Annotated in this window: 18 protein-coding genes; 11 read left to right on the top strand and 7 right to left on the bottom strand. The window is 38.6% G+C overall.

Annotated features, from left to right (window positions below; all coding sequences use genetic code 11):
* Positions 1–136 precede the first annotated feature (136 nt).
* Positions 137–1,303: a sporulation protein YhbH gene (yhbH, locus tag NSQ41_RS15355; RefSeq protein ID WP_339210287.1), complete on the top strand. Its 1,167-nt coding sequence runs from the start codon at positions 137–139 to the stop codon at positions 1,301–1,303.
* Between the two features lie 269 nt (positions 1,304–1,572).
* On the opposite strand, the gene yidC is transcribed toward yhbH, so the two are convergent.
* Positions 1,573–2,349 (bottom strand): membrane protein insertase YidC, encoded by a 777-nt coding sequence (gene yidC, locus NSQ41_RS15350; protein WP_066250911.1) that lies wholly within the window; start codon positions 2,347–2,349, stop codon positions 1,573–1,575.
* A 480-nt stretch (positions 2,350–2,829) separates the two neighbouring features.
* On the opposite strand from yidC, the gene NSQ41_RS15345 reads away from it, so the two are divergent.
* Genes NSQ41_RS15345 through NSQ41_RS15335 form a run of 3 tightly spaced genes read left to right on the top strand, consistent with a single transcriptional unit; the run spans position 2,830 to position 6,028 of the window.
* The gene (locus NSQ41_RS15345) at positions 2,830–3,390 is read left to right on the top strand and encodes a biotin transporter BioY (protein ID WP_063387249.1); all 561 of its coding nucleotides are present in this window, start codon (positions 2,830–2,832) and stop codon (positions 3,388–3,390) included.
* Positions 3,391–3,401: 11 nt separating this feature from the next.
* Positions 3,402–4,883, top strand: a complete 1,482-nt coding sequence (locus NSQ41_RS15340; RefSeq protein WP_339210285.1) for an AMP-binding protein — start codon at positions 3,402–3,404, stop codon at positions 4,881–4,883.
* Positions 4,880–6,028 (top strand): thiolase family protein, encoded by a 1,149-nt coding sequence (locus tag NSQ41_RS15335; protein ID WP_339210284.1) that lies wholly within the window; start codon positions 4,880–4,882, stop codon positions 6,026–6,028. Before NSQ41_RS15340 ends, NSQ41_RS15335 begins: the two co-directional genes overlap by 4 nt.
* A gap of 201 nt (positions 6,029–6,229) precedes the next feature.
* On the opposite strand, the gene NSQ41_RS15330 is transcribed toward NSQ41_RS15335, so the two are convergent.
* Both NSQ41_RS15330 and NSQ41_RS15325 read right to left on the bottom strand, forming a co-directional pair.
* The gene (locus NSQ41_RS15330; RefSeq protein WP_117016936.1) at positions 6,230–6,847 is read right to left on the bottom strand and encodes a DedA family protein; all 618 of its coding nucleotides are present in this window, start codon (positions 6,845–6,847) and stop codon (positions 6,230–6,232) included.
* Between the two features lie 101 nt (positions 6,848–6,948).
* Entirely contained in the window at positions 6,949–7,188 is a 240-nt protein-coding gene (locus NSQ41_RS15325) for a hypothetical protein (RefSeq protein WP_339210283.1), read from the bottom strand.
* Positions 7,189–7,386: 198 nt separating this feature from the next.
* Between NSQ41_RS15325 and NSQ41_RS15320 the strand changes: the two genes are divergently transcribed.
* From NSQ41_RS15320 to ltrA, 3 genes are all read left to right on the top strand, one after another.
* On the top strand, positions 7,387–7,962 hold the full coding sequence (locus NSQ41_RS15320) for an NAD(P)H-dependent oxidoreductase (protein ID WP_327848599.1): 576 nt from the start codon (positions 7,387–7,389) through the stop codon (positions 7,960–7,962).
* Between the two features lie 81 nt (positions 7,963–8,043).
* Positions 8,044–8,868 (top strand): aldo/keto reductase, encoded by an 825-nt coding sequence (locus NSQ41_RS15315; protein ID WP_094244595.1) that lies wholly within the window; start codon positions 8,044–8,046, stop codon positions 8,866–8,868.
* A gap of 896 nt (positions 8,869–9,764) precedes the next feature.
* Positions 9,765–11,024: a group II intron reverse transcriptase/maturase gene (gene ltrA / locus NSQ41_RS15310; RefSeq protein ID WP_094245397.1), complete on the top strand. Its 1,260-nt coding sequence runs from the start codon at positions 9,765–9,767 to the stop codon at positions 11,022–11,024.
* 171 nt (positions 11,025–11,195) lie between these two features.
* Here the strand turns inward: ltrA and NSQ41_RS15305 are convergent, their stop codons facing one another.
* Positions 11,196–11,669: a thioredoxin family protein gene (locus NSQ41_RS15305; RefSeq protein WP_339210281.1), complete on the bottom strand. Its 474-nt coding sequence runs from the start codon at positions 11,667–11,669 to the stop codon at positions 11,196–11,198.
* Positions 11,670–11,968: 299 nt separating this feature from the next.
* Positions 11,969–12,388, bottom strand: a complete 420-nt coding sequence (locus NSQ41_RS15300; RefSeq protein ID WP_063387257.1) for a disulfide oxidoreductase — start codon at positions 12,386–12,388, stop codon at positions 11,969–11,971.
* A gap of 158 nt (positions 12,389–12,546) precedes the next feature.
* On the opposite strand from NSQ41_RS15300, the gene NSQ41_RS15295 reads away from it, so the two are divergent.
* On the top strand, positions 12,547–12,969 hold the full coding sequence (locus NSQ41_RS15295; RefSeq protein ID WP_063387258.1) for a CBS domain-containing protein: 423 nt from the start codon (positions 12,547–12,549) through the stop codon (positions 12,967–12,969).
* Between the two features lie 297 nt (positions 12,970–13,266).
* Complete coding sequence (locus NSQ41_RS15290; RefSeq protein WP_063387260.1) at positions 13,267–15,015, top strand: phospho-sugar mutase; 1,749 nt, start codon at positions 13,267–13,269, stop codon at positions 15,013–15,015.
* A gap of 342 nt (positions 15,016–15,357) precedes the next feature.
* Here NSQ41_RS15290 and NSQ41_RS15285 read toward each other — a convergent pair whose 3' ends face one another.
* The gene (locus tag NSQ41_RS15285) at positions 15,358–15,603 is read right to left on the bottom strand and encodes a YhdB family protein (protein ID WP_063387261.1); all 246 of its coding nucleotides are present in this window, start codon (positions 15,601–15,603) and stop codon (positions 15,358–15,360) included.
* Between the two features lie 155 nt (positions 15,604–15,758).
* On the bottom strand, positions 15,759–16,196 hold the full coding sequence (locus NSQ41_RS15280) for an Rrf2 family transcriptional regulator (protein WP_063387262.1): 438 nt from the start codon (positions 16,194–16,196) through the stop codon (positions 15,759–15,761).
* A 177-nt stretch (positions 16,197–16,373) separates the two neighbouring features.
* Between NSQ41_RS15280 and hmpA the strand changes: the two genes are divergently transcribed.
* Positions 16,374–17,594, top strand: a complete 1,221-nt coding sequence (gene hmpA, locus NSQ41_RS15275; protein ID WP_339193257.1) for an NO-inducible flavohemoprotein — start codon at positions 16,374–16,376, stop codon at positions 17,592–17,594.
* 234 nt (positions 17,595–17,828) lie between these two features.
* Positions 17,829–19,244 carry a SpoVR family protein gene (locus NSQ41_RS15270; RefSeq protein WP_063387264.1) on the top strand — a complete coding sequence of 472 codons (1,416 nt, stop codon included), beginning with the start codon at positions 17,829–17,831 and terminating at the stop codon, positions 19,242–19,244.
* Positions 19,245–19,274: the final 30 nt, after the last annotated feature.

Genomic DNA, 19,274 nt, shown 5'->3' with positions numbered 1-19,274 from the left:
TCAAAAAAGGTGTGCAACAGCATGTCAATTTTGGAAGGTTCGAGCATATGATAGAATAATCTTTTATTTGTCCAAACGAACTCATTCGTTTGAATATAATAAAAGAATTGCCAAGTTTTTTAAGGGAGGGAAAAAAATGACATCCAAAGGGAACCATCACTTTGTTGTTTCTAGAGAGGATTGGTCCCTCCATCGTAAAGGCCATGATGACCAAGTTCGCCATCAAGAAAAAGTGCAAGAAGCGATTCGCAATAATCTCCCTGATCTTATTTCAGAAGAAAGCATCATCATGTCAAACGGAAAAAATGTAGTAAAAATTCCGATACGGTCGCTTGATGAATATAAAATTCGATATAACTATGACAAAAACAAACATGTCGGCCAAGGAAAGGGAGACAGTAAAATTGGCGATGTTGTTGCGAGGGATGGCACAAATGATGCACAAGCAGCTGGGAAAGGCGATGGCGCTGGAGATTTGCCTGGAGAGGACTATTATGAAGCTGAAGTGTCGATTATGGACTTGGAAAAAGCGTTCTTTCAGGAACTTGAACTTCCAGATTTACAGCAAAAAGAAATGGATGAGAATATTGCTGAAAAAATAGAATTTAACGATGTTCGCCGTACAGGCCTTATGGGAAACATTGATAAAAAACGGACAATGCTTTCGGCATTTAAACGAAATGCGATGGCAGGAAAACGAAGTTTTTATCCGATATATCCGGAAGATTTGAAATTTAAGACTTGGAACGAAGTGGAAAAACCAGAGTCAAAAGCTGTTGTGCTTGCAATGATGGATACGAGCGGTTCTATGGGAATATGGGAAAAATATATGGCGAGAAGTTTCTTCTTTTGGATGATTAGATTTTTAAGATCGAAATACGAAACGGTAGATATTGAATTTATTGCCCATCATACGGAGGCAAAGGTTGTCACTGAGGATGAATTTTTTTCAAAAGGTGAAAGTGGAGGCACCATTTGTTCTTCTGCCTATCGAAAAGCATTAGCACTTATTGAAGAAAAATACTCGCCTTCCCGGTACAATATTTATCCGTTCCATTTTTCCGATGGAGATAATTTAACTTCAGATAACAGCCGATGCGTGAAGCTTGTCGAAGAACTAATGAAAATTTGCAACATCTTTTGTTACGGCGAGGTCAACCAGTACAACAGATACTCCACCTTAATGTCTGCTTATAAAAACATCAACAATCCAAAATTCCGCTATTTTGTGTTAAAGCAAAAAGCAGATGTGTTTCATGCGATGAAAACTTTTTTTAAAAAACAAGAAAGTAAAACCAGCTAAATGTGAAAAGGGGCCTGACATAGGTCCCTTCTTTTGTTTGGCAGTTTCTAGTAACAGCTGTTCAAAAAGATTTTTTGAAGGAAAAATTTCAGCAGATTCATTTGAATGTTGGAGAGAAGATAAGCACGAAGATTTTCACAGTCCCTTTCAACCAAAAAAATTTCCTCCTGCGCTAGACAGGTTATTTTACTGTCTAACGCAAGAGGAAAGATCAATTCGCTAATTTATTCATATTGTTCGCAAAAGGTATTTTTGTACGGCTACTGATTCTACTGTTCAGAGTTCTGGCCTTTTTCTTTTTCTATTGGTTTATAGTAGAGCTTTTGCGCAAGTAATGTTTGCAGAATAAGGAATGATCCGCTCACTGTCCAGTAAAGAGGCAAGGCAGCGGGTGAAGCAAAAGAAGCTGTTCCTATCATTAGCGGCGACAGCATTCCCATCATTTTCATCGGTCCTTGCAATTGATCTTCAGGTACCGTTCTAATGGAAACTTTAAATTGCACATAATAAATAGCTGCAGCACAAAGCGTCAAAATAAGGTCAGGTGTTCCGAGATTAAACCATAAAAATGAATGTGTTGCAATTTCTTTCGAACCGCGAATGGCATAATACAGCCCCATGATGATCGGCATTTGAATAATAATGGGAAGGCAGCCCATTTTCAATGGATTGATGTCGTGCTTTCGATAGAAATCCATCATTTCCTTTTGAATTTTTTGTTGTTCTGCTTGATCCTTCGCCTTTTTAAACCTTTCTTGCAGCTCCTTCATCTCCGGCATAACTTTCTCCATTTTCAATTTCATATTTTGCTGGTCTTTATATTGGCGAAGCATTAACGGCATAAGAATCAACCGAATCAAGACCGTAATTAAAATAATCGCGATTCCATAGCTGCCATGAAACCAGTCCGCAAAAGTTTTAATAATAATTGAAAAAGGTTCAACGAATGTTTGCTGGAAAAAGCCTGATTGATTTGAGCTGCCAGCGCTGCATCCAGTTAGTGCAACAAAAGTGATCATGACTACGATATACAAAATATTCCGCATCTTTTTCCTCCTTATAAATAAACAAAATGTGTCTCCAACAGGGAAGGAAAAAGATGATCCTCCTTATCGTCCGGTCCCTCTTTCCGCTTTCTTTTCTTTATAAGAAATGAAAGAAAAAGGAAAGTGAAATACGGGATCTCTCTTGAAATGCTGTCAAAAAAGCTGTTTTTGAACTGTTCAAATTTCGCTTTGGCAGAAATTTGATAACCAGTACGGACATAACGATGAAAAAAGTTTAGCCCGATCTGTATGCAGATCTGCAGTGAAAGGGCGATGATTAATGTATCAAAAGTCAGCTCTAGTTCGGGCACAAGAGTCACCTCAATAGCAATTATAAAAATATTGTATCGTGAACAAGCCTAATTGTCATTTCTTTATGAAAAAACATTTTAATGTAAACTTAAATAAATTTCAGGTTTACAAAAATCGTTATTTCAACTATTATGTGATTATAAAATTTTTTCGAAAGGAGTTATTTGTATGAAGTTATATGATATGGTATTAGTATCAATGTTCGCGGCTGTTGTTGCTGTGCTCGGCCTCATACCGCCGATTGCGCTTCCGTTCACGCCAGTGCCAATCACCGCTCAAACATTGGGTGTGATGCTGGCAGGGGCAATGTTAGGATCCAAACGAGGATTTATCAGTTTATTGTTGTTTGTATTACTTGTAGGAGCCGGAGCACCGATTCTTGCTGGCGGAAGAGGCGGGCTGGCAGTATTATTTGGTCCGAGCGGTGGATATATTTTATCTTGGCCTTTTGCATCCTTTATAATAGGTTTTTTAGTTGAAAAGAATTTTGAAAAATTAGCATTTTGGAAAGTGTTAGTATTTAATATAATTGGTGGTATTTTATTTGTTTATTTATGCGGCATTTCTTATTTGTCTTGGATTGCCAATATGAATTGGATAAGTGCGAGCATATCGGCGTTGGCTTATATTCCAGGAGATTTAACAAAAGCGGTGATTTCAGCATTTTTGGCAGTAAGAATTCAAAAATCGTATCCATTGATTAAAGCTCGTAATAAACAGGCTGCTTAAGGGGTGAGCTGATGGGGATCGGGAGAAACATTAGCCAATTTGCATACGAACATCCTCAAAAACCGGCAATTCAACAAATAAATGGACGGACGGTTACATATTATGAACTGTACGAAAATATAAAAAAAATACAAACAGCTTTCATTCGATTGACAAACAAAAAAAATATAAAAGTTGGCATATTAATGGGAAACACTTCAGAATTTTTAGAAGTGTTTTTTGCCGTTATTACACTTGGCGGGATTGCTGTTCCTTTTGATCCAAAATGGAAAAAGCGCGATATCCGGCATGTATTGGAAAGCTGCCAGCTGGATATATGCATTGGAAGCCGCAATTTTTTGGAGAGGACCGGAATAAAGCATGAGAACGTCATGTTAATTGATGAAATAAAAAAAGATGTCCAAACGGATCATCACGAGAAGTGGGAAGAGTTTGATGAAGAATTGTTTTATCTCGGCTTTACTTCAGGTTCAACTGGAAAACCGAAAGGATATATGAGAAATCATAAATCCTGGCTGGAAAGCTTTAATGTAGGAGAACAAATTTTTGGATATGGAAAAAATGATGTCATCATTGCTCCCGGCCCTTTATGTCATTCGTTGTCCTTGTTTGCGGCTGTTCACGCCTTACATATCGGGGCGACTTTTTATTTGCTCCCGGCTTTTTCTCAAAAGGAAACATTCAATATTTTGTTAAAGAGAGAGGCAACTGTATTTTATGGCGTTCCAACGATGATTCAAGCTTTGCTTCAAATGATGAAAAATGAAGAGAAATGCATAATGAACAATGTAACAATCATTTCGTCTGGTGCAAAGCTTTCTTATGAAGCTAGAAAGCAGTTAAAAGAAAAGTTTCCGAACGGACAGTTGTTTGAGTTTTATGGCGCATCGGAATTAAGCTTTGTCAGTTATGTCGATGATGAAATTTTTAAAATAGCGCCAAAAAGTGTCGGCATTCCTTTTCCAGGTGTGGAAGTAGCAATCAGAAAAAAAGATGGGTCGGAAGCATCCTTTAATGAAGTTGGGGAAGTAGTCGTACGCAGCAATTTATTATTTTCAGGGTATTTCAACAACCCGATTGAAACAAAAAATGTATTGAAGGATGACGGCGCATCAATTGGTGATTTAGGGTACTTAGACGAGAACGGTTTTCTAACGATCGTTGGACGCGAGAAAAATATGTTCATCAGCGGCGGTTTAAATATTTATCCGGAAGAAATTGAAAAAGTTTTGAAGGAACGGGATGAGGTTGAGGAAGCGGTTGTTATTGGAGTAGAGGACGATTATTGGGGGCAAAAGCCGGTTGCATTTATTAAATGGAAAGAGACAGCTCAGCATAGAAGCTTCAATGCATTAAAGCGCTATTGCCGATCTGAGCTCCCGTTATATAAATGCCCGCGAACGTTTTATGAAGTGGACGAGTTCCCTTATACATCCAGCGGAAAGATTGCGCGAAAAGAACTTGAATTCATTGTGAAAGGGGAAGAAAAATGACGATCCCTGTCATTGTTATGGCAAAAAGAACGGCTATTGGAAAAATGGGGGGAATGTTTAAAAACGTCCGCCCTGAACAACTGGCTGCTGCAGTCATCAAAGCGGTTGTAGACGAGAGCGGAATTGATCCGCAGGAAATTGATGAAGTTATTTTAGGAAATGCGGTCGGTCCAGGAGGAAATATCGCTAGACTCTCACTCCTTTTAGCGGGGCTTCCCGATCAAGTTCCGGGTATTACTGTTGATCGCCAATGCGGATCAGGATTGGAAGCGGTGAATCTCGCTTGCCGGCTTGTCCAATCAGGAGCCGGCGACATTTATATTGCCGGAGGAGTCGAAAGTACAAGCCTTGCCCCTTGGAGAATTGAAAAACCTTTATCTTTATATGAAATGAAGCCACCTAAGATCTATACGAGAGCACGGTTTTCGCCGGAGTCGTTCGGTGATCCTGAAATGGGGGAAGCGGCGGAAAATGTTGCGGAAGCGTTTCAAATTTCAAGGGAAGAGCAGGACTTGTTTGCATACAGCAGCCATCAAAAAGCGGTTCAAGCGATGGAGAATGACAGATTCAGCAGTGAAATTGTCCCTGTAAATGGCATGGATCGTGATGAATGTCCAAGGAAAAGGTTGAGCTTGGAAAGGCTTCGTGCCATGAAGCCGATATTTAAAGAAAATGGCACAGTCACTGTTGGCAATTCTTGTCCATTGAATGACGGGGCTTGTGCCGTCCTTGTCATGTCTGAAAAAAAATGCCGAGAGCTTGGGCTTCTGCCCGTTCTGAAATTTGTCGATTGTACAAGTGCAGGTGTCGATCCGAACCTTTTAGGCATTGGTCCTGTTCCAGCAGTGCAACAGCTGCTGAAACGAACCGGCTTCCAAATGGAGGATATCGATTTAATCGAATTTAATGAAGCTTTTGCCTCTCAAGTATTGGCTTCTGTTAAGCAATTAAACATACCATTGGAAAAGCTGAATGTGGGAGGAGGGGCTATTGCCATCGGACATCCTTATGGTGCTTCAGGCGCTATTCTTGTTGCAAGGCTTTGCACAGAAATGAAAAGATTGAGAGGCAAACGGGCAATCGCAACATTAGGAATCGCAGGTGGTCTGGGCCTCGCTACATTGTTTGAATTGTATGACGCATAAAACAAATCATTGGAAAGCGCGTTTTCGAAGCAGCTTTCCAATATCCTTTCATTCGGCCAGGCAAGTGGAAATAATCGCTTATCAGCGATGAATGGAATAGCTAAGCCTCAATCATCATTGCGAGCGGTATTTGTTTGATTGAGGCGAGCTAAAAGTATAAAAAACGTGCATATATTATTTTTCAGCGCTTCAGGCAAAGCGTTATGATTTGGAGCGTCGGAATCGAAAAAAATACCAAATGATGATTGCAGCAAATACAAGAACGGCGATCACAGCATAAATGATTTTTGAATAAATGTCTATGTATTCGGTAATGAGAGGCCAAGCTTCTCCTAATCCCGCGCCAACCGATACGAGAAATATATTCCATACGAGAGAACCGATCGTAGTGAAAATCAAAAATAAAACGAAATTCATGTTGGACATTCCAGCAGGAATGGAAATTAAGCTTCGCAATAACGGAATAACTCGGCAAAATAACACAGTCCATATGCCGTAACGGTCAAACCAATTGTCTGCTTTATGTATATCCTCTTTTGAAATTTTCAATATGTATCCCCAACGGTCAACAATTTTTTCCAACCTCTCAACATCTAGCAACAGACCGACGCCGTATAAAATGATTGCACCGACAACGGAGCCGCAAGTTGCCGCCAAAATAACTCCTGGAACTGTCAAGTTCGAATAAGTGGTCATAAAACCGCCAAAAGGAAGGACAATTTCGGACGGAATCGGTGGAAAAATGTTTTCTAGCGCAATAATTAAAAAAATTCCGAGGTAGCCATATTGCTCCATAAATTCTGTAATCCAGTTTTCCATTCAAGTTCCTCCTAATAAAGAACAAATTCTCTATATATTATACTAAAGAAATTGTCCAAAAAATGATCAAAAATAAAATCTAGCCAATTGACTGGATGTCCCTAAAGAAGTATATAAAGCTCGTAAAGTGCAAATAAAACGGTGGACACAATGAAAATGTTTTTGGCTACTATTTGTTTTTTCTGTTTGTCGATGATTTTCAATTCTTTTTTATTTACTTTCGAGTGATTGGCTGCAATCCATTGTTTTACTTCCCATTTGTTTTGACAGGTCGCTAAATACGTTTCTCCATTTTTTCCAGTTGCATGAATAATAAAACGGCAAGTTTTTTTTGTACTCAAATAGTATTCCCAACCTTTTCAAAAAAAGATTTAGATTACTGTTATTTTATCAATTTCCAACTAACTTTCAACCTTATTTTATAATTATTTTCCATTTCAAAAATTATGAAAAATGAAAGGGGATTCATTATTTTCTGTCGTGCATGAAGTTTAACAAGAACTTTCATACTAAAAGTAACATCGTCTGGAGGTAGTTTTATGAATTCACTGATTATTTACGCCCATCCAAATCCAAACAGTTTTAATTACGCGATCTTGCAGACTACTGTACAAAAACTTCAGCAAAAGCAGCATGAAATTAGAATTCGGGATTTATATGAAATGAACTTTAATCCTGTCTTAAAAGAGGATTACTTTACAAAACACAATCCAGCCGTATCCAAAGCGATACAAGAAGAGCAAATGCATTTTTCGTGGGCAAAACAATTAATTTTTATTTATCCGACATGGTGGAACGGCATGCCCGCTATTTTAAAAGGATATATCGAAAAAATATTCACGAATGGCTTCGCTTTTACGTTTACGGATGAAGGGGCAAAAGGGCTTTTGCAAAATAAAAGAGCGATTATTTTTCAAACAACATCTCATCCGGAAAATTATTTAAAGCCGTATCAGTTAATTGCATCAATGGAGACAATCGTTGATGTCGGTATTTTAAATTTTTGCGGGATTGAAACAATCACTCATAAGTTTTTTTATTCAGTTCCTTATGTCGATGAAAATACGAAAAAGGCGATGCTAAAGGAAGTAGAAGATATAGTTGAAATGATTTAATTTTTTCGAAATATTCACTTTTTGACAGGGATCATGCATAATAGAAGTGATGCACCATAACTAGAAAGGGAGTGGAGTTGGTTGGTCAAAAGCTTGCAAGATACGGTGACTTTACATAATGGTGTTAAAATGCCGTGGTTTGGTTTAGGCGTATATAAAGTCAATGAAGGGGAAGAAGTAATTCAAGCTGTAAAATCAGCAATTAAAGCGGGCTACCGCAGCATAGATACGGCGGCATATTATAAAAATGAAGAGGGAGTCGGAATTGCGATAAAAGAATCGGGAATACCGAGAGAAGAACTATTTATCACAACAAAAGTTTGGAATGACGATCAAGGCTACGACTCTACATTAAAAGCGTTTGATGACAGCCTAAATCGATTAGGATTAGACTATTTGGATCTATATTTAATCCACTGGCCAGTTTCAGGAAAATATAAAGAAACATGGAAGGCATTAGAACGGTTGTATAAAGACGGAAGAGTTCGGGCGATTGGAGTCTGCAACTTCCATGTTCACCATTTAGAGGATTTATTGCAAAGTGCGGAGATTAAACCGATGGTTAATCAGGTGGAATTTCATCCAAGATTAACACAGGAGGAACTTAGAAAATATTGCAAAGAGCAAAACATTCAATTTGAAGCTTGGTCTCCGCTTATGAGAGGCGGGCTTCTCGATAATGAAACTTTAGCCGAGATTGCTGAAAAATACAATAAAACGATCGCACAGGTGATTCTCCGTTGGGATCTTCAACATGAGGTCGTGACAATTCCAAAATCGACAAAAGAGCATCGAATTATTGAAAATGCTTCTATTTTCGATTTTGAACTATCTCAAGAAGATATGGAAAAAATCGATTCCCTCAATAAAAATGAGCGGATAGGTCCTGATCCTGATACTTTTTAAAAGGTAAGAAATAAGAAATCGGTAATACTACAAGCCTTTCCTATATGCTGTTCAGCAGCTTTTGAAAGGTGAAAAAATGCTTCAGCTTCAATGGAAATACATTTGTGAGCTTGAAGAAGAAATATGTTTGGAAATCTTTCCGGATAAATTGATTATTTTGCGATAGTGATTTGCAAATCATTCATCATTTTGCTGGAGCCAAGCGTATGAAGACGATTTATTGCAGTGTGAACAAAATTTCTAAATATTGGAGATACGGATATTCTGTCCGCTTTTCCTGTTAAGATTGACAAAATTTGATTATTCAAAAAGCCGCTTTTGAAATAAAAGCGGCTTTAACTTTCGTGCGCCCGGCATGTACATGAACTATAGGGTGTAAGTCCCGAACCCCGAAGACAGAAGTAGAGGTTAGCCAAGAGCAAGGGTGTCCGTGGTGACGCGGAATCTGAAGGAAGCTGGAGGCAAAACACCGGTCCGAGGAACACGAACCTCATATAAGGCTAGGTATGATTGAGTGAGTTTGCGAAACAAAACAAAGCTCTTTCTGTCGAAGGTCATATCGAGTAAATGAGGCGGATAGATGGTGTGAAAGTGCATGTACTTACCCGGGGAGATCTGGCTGGCACGCCAAGTAACCTTGGTAACCTATCTAGTGATAGATAACTGAACAGTCAGAAGTCAGCAGAAGTCATAGTACTCTTTCAAGCTCGAGATGGAAGAGGAAGGACTGAACAATTAAGGAGAACGAATCGCTAGGCGTTCACCTTCTGTGTGGAAGCAGACAATCCGATAGGACTTACTTGAAGGAGGAAGTGGTGAATCCCACGGGGGACTTCAAGAGGGTGGAGCAGAAGATGGCACAAATAGAAGAATTCGTTCACGTGGAGAGGATATCAATGTTGATGGAAATGATTTTGTCACGGGAAAATCTCCTGGCGGCACTGAAACGAGTCGAACAGAATAAAGGAGGTCACGGAGTAGATGGCATGTCCGTAAAAGACCTACGAAGACACCTCTACGAAAATTGGGACTCCATTCGACAGTCGTTGAGAGAAGGAACCTACAAGCCCTTACCCGTCCGTCGAGTCGAAATCCCGAAACCGAACGGTGGAGTAAGACTTCTAGGGATCCCTACCGTGACGGATCGTTTCATCCAACAAGCGATTGCCCAAGTGTTGACGAAAATCTTTGATCCGACCTTCTCGAACCATAGCTATGGTTTCCGACCAGGTAGAAGGGGACATGATGCGGTTAGGGAAGCAAAGGGTTATATCAAAGAAGGATATCGTTGGGTAGTCGATATAGACCTAGAGAAATTCTTTGACAAGGTGAATCACGACAAACTGATGGGGATCTTGGCGAAAACGATCAAAGATCGAATTCTACTGAAGGTAATTCGCCGGTATCTTCAATCAGGCGTGATGATCAATGGAGTGGTAATGGAAACGGACATGGGAACGCCTCAAGGCGGCCCGCTTAGTCCACTTTTATCAAACATCATGCTTCATGAATTGGATAAAGAGCTTGAGAAACGTGGACATAAGTTTGTTCGGTATGCGGATGACTGTAACATCTATGTGAAAACAAAGAAAGCAGGAATTCGTGTCATGAACTCCATTACGAACTTTATAGAGAAGGAGTTAAAGCTCAAGGTAAATAAAGAGAAATCGGCGGTAGACCGTCCTTGGAAACGGAAGTTTCTCGGTTTCAGCTTCACACTCAATAAGACTCCAAAGGTACGGATTGCGAACGAAAGTGTGAAACGTTTGAAGAACAAGATCCGTGAAATTACATCAAGGTCGAAACCGTATCCAATGGAGAAAAGGATTGAGAAACTGAATAAGTATTTAATGGGATGGTGCGGATATTTTGCCTTGGCAGAAACACCAAGTAAGTTCAAAGAATTTGATGAATGGATTAGACGAAGGCTTCGGATGTGTTTGTGGAAAGAATGGAAAACCCCGAAAACAAGAATTCGGAAACTCAGAGGATTAGAAGTTCCAAGCCATAAAGCATTCGAATGGGGCAATACACGCAAGAAATATTGGCGGATTGCCTGCAGTCCCATCCTACACAAAACCCTCGACAACTCCTATTGGAAGCGTCGAGGGTTAAGAAGTCTATTCGAAAGATATCAAGCACTACGTCATACTTAATTGAACCGCCGTATACCGAACGGTACGTACGGTGGTGTGAGAGGTCGGGGGTTAGTCACCCCCTCCTACTCGATTTGTGCAAGTTTTTGTTTTTCTCCGACAGACAATTGTTCCATATTGCCAAGCAGGCATTTACAGCTTCCATGTTTGTCATGAAAAGACAGGTTTTCCTTATTCTGATTTTGTCCAATTTTCCAGCGCTTCCCGAAAAACGCTTTTTTCCTGTGAACCGACGATACGATCGGTTTCTTTTCCGTTTACATAATGGACAAGCGTTGGAGTTGCATCAATTTTATACTCGTCCCAGCCCTCTTCAAACTCAAGAAGGTTGTATTGGTAGATATCCACATTTAATTCTTTTGCCAAAGGCATTAAGATCGGTGTTGTGTTTTTACAGTGCGGGCAGGTAGAACTGAAAAAATAGACAATGACATCTTCTTGATTATTTAATTTTGTTTCTAGCTCATCCGGAAGTATGATGTTTTGATAATTTGGATCATCCAGCAGCTTGACGGTTTCAGGATGCAGGCTCGACTTTTTGTACGGATTTCCTTCCGCCTTTTGCTTATTTTGCAAATTTGTTACAATTGCCAGTGCCGCGAACAGTACAATAATGATTCCGCCGAATATAAGCAGTTTTTTCATATAATTTGGCGAGAAGACCCCGTAATTTTAAAAATTTTGGGGAAAGTATCGCCGTTATTCACTCCTTTCGTTCCTTTGCACTAAAAAATGTAAACCGATTTTCATAAATGACGGGAATGACGGCAACCGCAAAAAATAAATGTTTATCTTTCTAAGACCTCATGAACTTGCCGGATTGCGATTAAGTCTTAATATGGGTAAAAAAACATAATTGAAAGCTATAAATCCAAAGGTTTTGTTTGCTGGTCTATAGAATTTGCATCATTCGCCTCTTGAAAAATCTGAAAATAACGGAAACGTTATCCTTTCTGCCGTAAAATGAAAAAGCTTGTGAGGAAAATAATTGAAAAGCCAATTAAAGCCAAGAAAGGAATTGTAACGAATCCAAACCAATTAATGTAGTCGCTTGTACAAGGAACTCTTCCGCATGCGAGGCTATGTTCCCCCAAAAAAGGAATTTTTTGTATAGAATAATGGTAAATGGAAATCATTCCTCCCATAATGGACAAAGTTAAGGAATAGCTTGCAATTTTGTAATCCTTTTTTACTACAGCTATTCCAAGTATAACAACGAGCGGGTACATAAATATCCTTTGAAACCAGCACAATTTACATGGTTCGAAATGCATGATCTCAGAAAAATACAGGCTTCCTAAGGTAGAAATTAAAGAAGCGATCCAGCCTATCAACAGCAAATTGTCTTTTCGCTTATCATCCATCCAACTAACCTCTCTGTTTTCTTTCTAAAGGCATTATAATACATTTCCCCTGAATTAAAAATGATTTTGCGATGAAATCAATAAAACATCAGCTAAGAATTATTATCATTCATAAATTTTTACATATTGTTCAAACTATCAACGAAAGGAGTGAGACTATGGATAAAATTCGCGATATCATGTCTTCTAATGTCATTTCCGTTTCATCAAATCAAACTGTTCAGGAAGCTGCTCAGTTAATGAGACAGCATAATGTTGGTGCGATCCCTGTTGCAGATAATGGACAATTAAAAGGAATTATTACAGACCGTGATATTACGCTTCGCTCAACAGCTCAGGGCAAAAACGAAAGCACAACCGTTGCAGAAGTTATGTCGACAAACCCTGTATGCTGTAGTCCAGACGCGAGTCTGCAAGAAGCTGCCCAAATCATGGCACAAAATCAAATTCGCCGGTTGCCTGTAGTGGAAAATAATCAAGTTGTCGGCATGGTCGCATTAGGAGATTTAGCAACAAATAAGACTTCTGATGAAGCGGCAGGAGAAGCATTAACAAACATTTCTGAAAAAGATCTTCAATAACCCCTCTTGCAATCCCGGGATGGGAGTGCCTTGCTGAAAAAAGAGCGTCCGTTTGGCGCTCTTTTTTCCGTTCAGTGGCAAAGAGCTTTGTCGCTCGGTTTGTTTTTTTTTCAAATGATACAAATAATACATAAATTTATAAATAACTCGAGAAATGGAAAGACGATCATTTGCGAAAAATATGTAAAAGCTGTTTCGAATAGTTCTAAAAATAGGGATGATCATCTCATTTCCATAAAATTTGTGATAAAATATTTCAGGAGAGAAAAAGAAGGGGAACTGGAGGGGTGTTAAGTTATGGCAAAGTGGAAAGAAAATTATCAACGATGGATATCGAAAGAAGATATAGATCAAGAGCTAAAACAGCAATTACTAGAAAAAGCAGACAATGAACTCGAATTAGAGGACTGCTTTTATAAAAGCTTAGAGTTTGGTACAGGAGGAATGCGGGGAGAAATTGGCCCAGGCACAAATCGGATGAACATTTATACAATCCGCAAGGCTTCTGAGGGATTGGCAAGATATATTGAATCTTTTGGAGAAGAAGCCAAAAGACGCGGCGTGGTAATTGCTTACGATTCCCGCCACAAATCGCCGCAATTTGCTATGGAAGCGGCAAAAACTATCGCAACGCATGGTATTCAAACTTATGTATTTGATGAATTAAGGCCAACTCCTGAATTATCTTTTGCTGTCCGTTATTTAAACGCATTTTCAGGTGTTGTAATAACGGCAAGCCATAACCCGCCGGAATATAATGGATTTAAAGTTTACGGAGAGGATGGAGGTCAGATTCCTCCAAAAATAGCTGATGAAATCATCAAAAAAGTGAATGAAGTTGAAAATGAATTAGAAGTTGCTGTTGAAAATGAAGATATTTTAAAACAAAAAGGCTTGATTAAAATCATTGGAGCGGAAATAGACGAAGCATATAATGAAAAGATCAAAACGATTTCACTGAATCCTAATTTGGCAAAAGAAGTAGATGTAAAGGTCGTTTTTACGCCGCTTCATGGTACAGCCAATAAACCGGTTCGACGAGCTCTTCAATCATTAGGCTATCAAAATGTAACCGTCGTCAAAGAGCAGGAGCTTCCAGATCCAAATTTTTCGACAGTGGCTTCGCCGAATCCTGAGGAGCATGCAGCGTTTGAGCTAGCGATAAGAGAAGGGAAACGCATTGATGCTGATATTTTAATCGGAACTGACCCTGATGCTGACCGTTTAGGAGTTGCTGTCAAAAATGACAAAGGCGAATACATTGTGTTAACAGGAAACCAAACGGGTGCGATTTTGCTCAACTATATCCTTTCTGAGAAAAAGAAAAAAGGATTGCTGCCTGAAAATGGCGTTGTTCTAAAAACGATTGTTACATCGGAAATAGGACGCGCAATAGCGGAGGAATATGGACTAAAAACAATTGATACGCTTACCGGGTTTAAATTTATCGGGGAAAAAATTAAAGAATTTGAACAAACGAAACAATACAAATTTCAATTCGGTTATGAGGAAAGCTACGGATATTTAATTGGCGATTTTGCCAGAGACAAAGATGCCGTTCAAGCGGCCGTTTTAGCTGTTGAAGTATGTGCATTTTATAAGAAAAAAGGGCTCACACTTTATGACGGATTAATGGAAATTTTTAATCGATACGGGTATTACAGAGAAGGGTTAAAATCGTTAACCTTAAAAGGTAAGGACGGAGCAGAACAGATTAAGCGAATTTTAGAATCTTTCCGCCAAAATCCGCTTGCTGAAATTGCAGGTAAAACGGTTACGATTATCGAGGATTATTTAACAAGTGAACGTACATTGCTTCAATCGAACAAAAAGGAAACAATTGATTTGCCAAAATCAAATGTATTGAAATATTTCCTTGAAGACGGATCTTGGTTCTGTTTGCGGCCTTCGGGAACCGAGCCGAAAGTGAAATTTTATTTTGCTGTTCAGGCCGATTCACTGAATAATAGTGAAAAGGCATTGGAAGAATTAATAAATGCCGTAATGGAAAAAGTAAATGATATTCTGACAGTTAAAAAAGCTTAACTCCATTTCGATTGAGATCCCTTCAGTCTGTCCAATAAGTCTTAAAAATAAGAGCGAGGGAGAAAAACAAGACGTTTTTCCACCCTCGCTTTTTCGTTTACGCTCTTAAAAAAGCGGGCTAAGTCCCGAGTTTTGGCAAAGTTGATAGCCGATTATAGCAGCGGATCAATAGCCATGAAAAAAGGCTCCTGAAAAAACGGGCTTTCGGCAAAAACGATCGCCGCTTTCAGCATTGAAGCAATAACTTAAACGACTAAAACAGAAAGAAAAAGCAACCCCATTTTTCAGAAATAACTTTTCTGAAAAAAGGTTGCTTAAACTATTGAGTCACCTTTCTGGAAACTATTTCAGCGCGATTTCCGGTTCAACCTCTGTTACGTTTTCTAATGCATGGTCAATATAACGAAGTAAAGCATATAGTTTATGCTCAATAATTTGATAATCGTGTTCAAAATTATAAGCGTGTAAAAAATGCTCAATTTTTTTGGAAAGAAAATCGTCGTTTGTGCGCACCATTAAAATAATCAAATTGTCCCATTGCGAACGGTGCGTGTAATATAATGCTTTGTCGTAATCCATTTTATTCATAATAAACATCCCTCCCTAAAAGGAGTTATGTTTATTGTATGAATAAATCGGTTTTTTGTACCGTTGCAAATGTTGGACATAACAACAGCCGTTTCTTTCAAAACAAATGTATAAATGCCTCATTCAAAAAACGAAAGACCATTTAAGGCTTTTTTCTACTTCACATTAAACAAATGCTTCAATTCGTTTTGATTTATGATTAAATCAGCGAGTGTGTACTGATCCAGCACTTGTAAATAAGCTTGCAAGGCTTGCTGGAAAACATGGCGCAGCCTGCAGGCGGATGTGATCACACATTCGCTGTTTTTTTCATTAAAACATTCGACAAGATGGAAATCTTCTTCAGTTTTTCTGACCACATCGCCAATATTTATTTCGGATGCAGGACGTGCTAAACGGAAACCGCCATTTCGTCCTCGAATCGTTTCAATATACCCGTTTTTCCCAAGCTGGTAAATGACCTTCATTAAATGGTTTTTTGAAATGCCGTACACATCCGCAATTTCTTTAATATTGGATAATTCCTCTCGGTTTTTCGTGCCAATGTAAATGAGCACACGGAGCGAATAGTCAGTATAGTTTGTAAGACGCATTGGCCTCCCTCTCTTTGTCCGTACTAGCTCCATTATACACTGATGGATAATTTAGGTTCAAAAATGTGACATCTTTTCAAAAGATGTATTTAAAATATTGCTTTTAAGACGAAGATCAACTATTTTAAAGATATATATAAAATACATCTTTTTTTAAAAACAAAGGAGTGCAAATTTATGTTATCCGAACGTACTATTGAAATTATAAAGTCCACCGTGCCAGTTTTAGCTAAGCAAGGAACAGAAATCACAAGTCATTTTTATAAACGAATGCTTTCCAATCATCCGGAGTTATTAAATATTTTTAATCATACAAACCAACAGAAAGGAAGACAGCAAACAGCGCTAGCAACCACACTTTATGCTGCTGCCGAGCGCATTGATCAATTGGAGACGATTTTGCCAGCTGTGAAGCAAATTGCTCATAAACACAGAAGCTTAGGGGTTAAAAAAGAACACTATCCAATTGTCGGCGAAAATTTATTAGCAGCTATGAAAGAAGTGTTAGGCGATTTAGCAACAGATGAAATTATTTCTGCGTGGGAAGAAGCTTATAACGAAATTGCAAACGTATTTATCGAATTGGAGCAACGAATGTATGCTGACGCTGAAAATATGGAAGGTGGCTGGAAAGACTTTAAGCCGTTTGTTGTTGTAGATAAAGTAAAAGAAAGCTCTGTTATTACATCGTTTTACCTAAAACCGAAAGATAATGCTGTATTGCCATCATTCCTGCCCGGACAATATGTTACCGTAAAAGTAAAAATAGACGGCCATCAATATTTGCTGAATCGTCAATACAGCTTATCAGACGCTCCTGGCAAAGAATATTTTCGAATTTCTGTTAAACGTGAGGCAGAACCGGATCAACCAAAAGGGGTCGTATCGAATTACCTGCACGATGATGTTCAAATTGGAGATGAGCTTAATATTAGCGTGCCTGCTGGCGATTTTACATTGGATGTCACGCAAAACTCGCCGGTTGTTTTCATCAGCGGCGGTGTTGGAGTAACGCCAATTATGAGCATGCTGAATACAATAGCAAAAGAAAATCCTTCTAGACCGGTTCGTTTTGTTCACTCTGCTAAAAATGAAGATGTTCATGCTTTTCGTTTGGAAGTAAAAGAGTTAATGAACAGGTTGCCAAATGGAACATCCTTTATTTGTTATACGGAGCCGTCACGTCAAGAAAGCGCCAATCATACAGGTTATATGACTAAAGACATTCTTAAGCAATTCATATCTGAAAATGCAGATTATTTTATTTGCGGCCCTGTGCCATTTATGAAAGCAGTCATTAATTATTTAAAGGAGCTGGGGGTTGCTTTTGAAAATATTCATTACGAATTTTTTGGACCAGCTCTACAAATTGCGCAGCCTGAAGGTTCGACCATTTAATGTAGTTTTTCCAAAAAAGTTTTTAATATTTGGTGCCGTGAGAAGGCACCATTTTTTTTATAAGATTGTGTATTTTTGAACAGGAATGTCTCCCTTTTTTGCTTTTCGTTTGGTGACAGGCAGTTCAAGATGTGAAATGGAAATAGTGCAATCTGACACAACGTTCAAAATGTTTTTCATCATCTCCCGTTTGTTTTCATAAATTGTTGTAAGGAAAAAGAAGGGGGATGAACAATGAACAAGGAGGATCATAAAGTTCTTCAATATGCAATTGAAGAAATAACAGAAATCGCAAAGGGGTTTGGTCTTGATTTTTATCCGATGAGATATGAAATTTGTCCAGCTGATATTATTTATACATTTGGTGCATATGGAATGCCGACTCGTTTCTCCCATTGGAGCTTTGGAAAGCAATTTTATAAAATGAAGCTCCATTATGATTTAGGTCTTAGTAAAATTTATGAACTGGTGATTAACTCAAATCCTTGTTATGCCTTTTTGCTTGATACTAATTCTCTTATTCAAAATAAACTAATTGTTGCACATGTCCTCGCGCATTGTGATTTTTTTAAAAACAATATTCGCTTTAGTAATACGAAACGGGATATGGTCGAAAGCATGGCGGCAACAGCGGAAAGAATCAAGAAATATGAACTTTTATATGGAAAAAGAGAAGTGGAAAAATTTTTAGACGCGGTTTTATCCATCCAAGAACATATTGATCCGTCTTTAGTTCGGACAAAACTTTCTTGGAGCTTGGATGATGTTGATGAGGAAGAAGAGCTTAAGACATACAAAACACCGTATGATGATCTCTGGTCTTTAGGAGAAAAAAAAGAAAAAAGTGAACAGACAATCAAGAAAAAGAAAAAATTCCCTCCCAAACCGGAGAAAGACGTGCTTTTGTTTATCGAAGAGTATAGCCGGGAGCTTGAAGACTGGCAGCGTGATATTTTAACAATGATGAGAGAGGAAATGCTTTACTTTTGGCCTCAGCTTGAAACAAAAATAATGAATGAAGGCTGGGCGACGTATTGGCACCAGCGGATCATGAGAGAGCTGGATTTGACCTCTGATGAAGCAATTGAATATGCTAAATTAAATGCGGGTGTCGTACAGCCGTCAAGAACGAGCATTAACCCTTATTATTTAGGTTTAAAAATATTTGAGGATATCGAAGAAAGGTATAACAATCCGACCGAGGAAATGAAAAAGCGGGGAATTCAACCCGGTTCGGGCAGGGAAAAGCTGTTTGAGGTGCGGGAAATTGAATCGGATATTTCATTTCTTCGCAACTATTTAACAAAAGATCTTGTTATGCGGGAAGACATGTACTTATTTCAAAAACAAGGCAAAGACTATAAAATTGTTGATAAAGATTGGGAAAAAGTGCGGGATCAGCTCGTAAGCATGCGGGTGAATGGCGGTTTTCCGTACATTACGGTAATGGATGGGGATTATATGAAAAACGGCGAACTATATTTAAAACATTGGTATGAAGGGATTGAACTTGATATTAAGTACCTTGAAAAGGTGCTTCCATACATTTATCAGCTTTGGGGGAGAGGTGTCCATTTAGAAACGATTATTGAGGATAAACCTGTTTTATTTAATTTTGACGGCCGGAATGTCCATCGAAAATATTTGTAATGATGGAGCTGTCCAGAAAGTCAAAATCCA

This window comes from Aeribacillus sp. FSL K6-8210 (assembly GCF_037963925.1).
In the GTDB taxonomy this organism is placed as follows: Bacteria; Bacillota; Bacilli; order Bacillales; family Aeribacillaceae; genus Aeribacillus; species Aeribacillus composti.
This window is presented reverse-complemented; position numbering and strand designations above follow the sequence as displayed.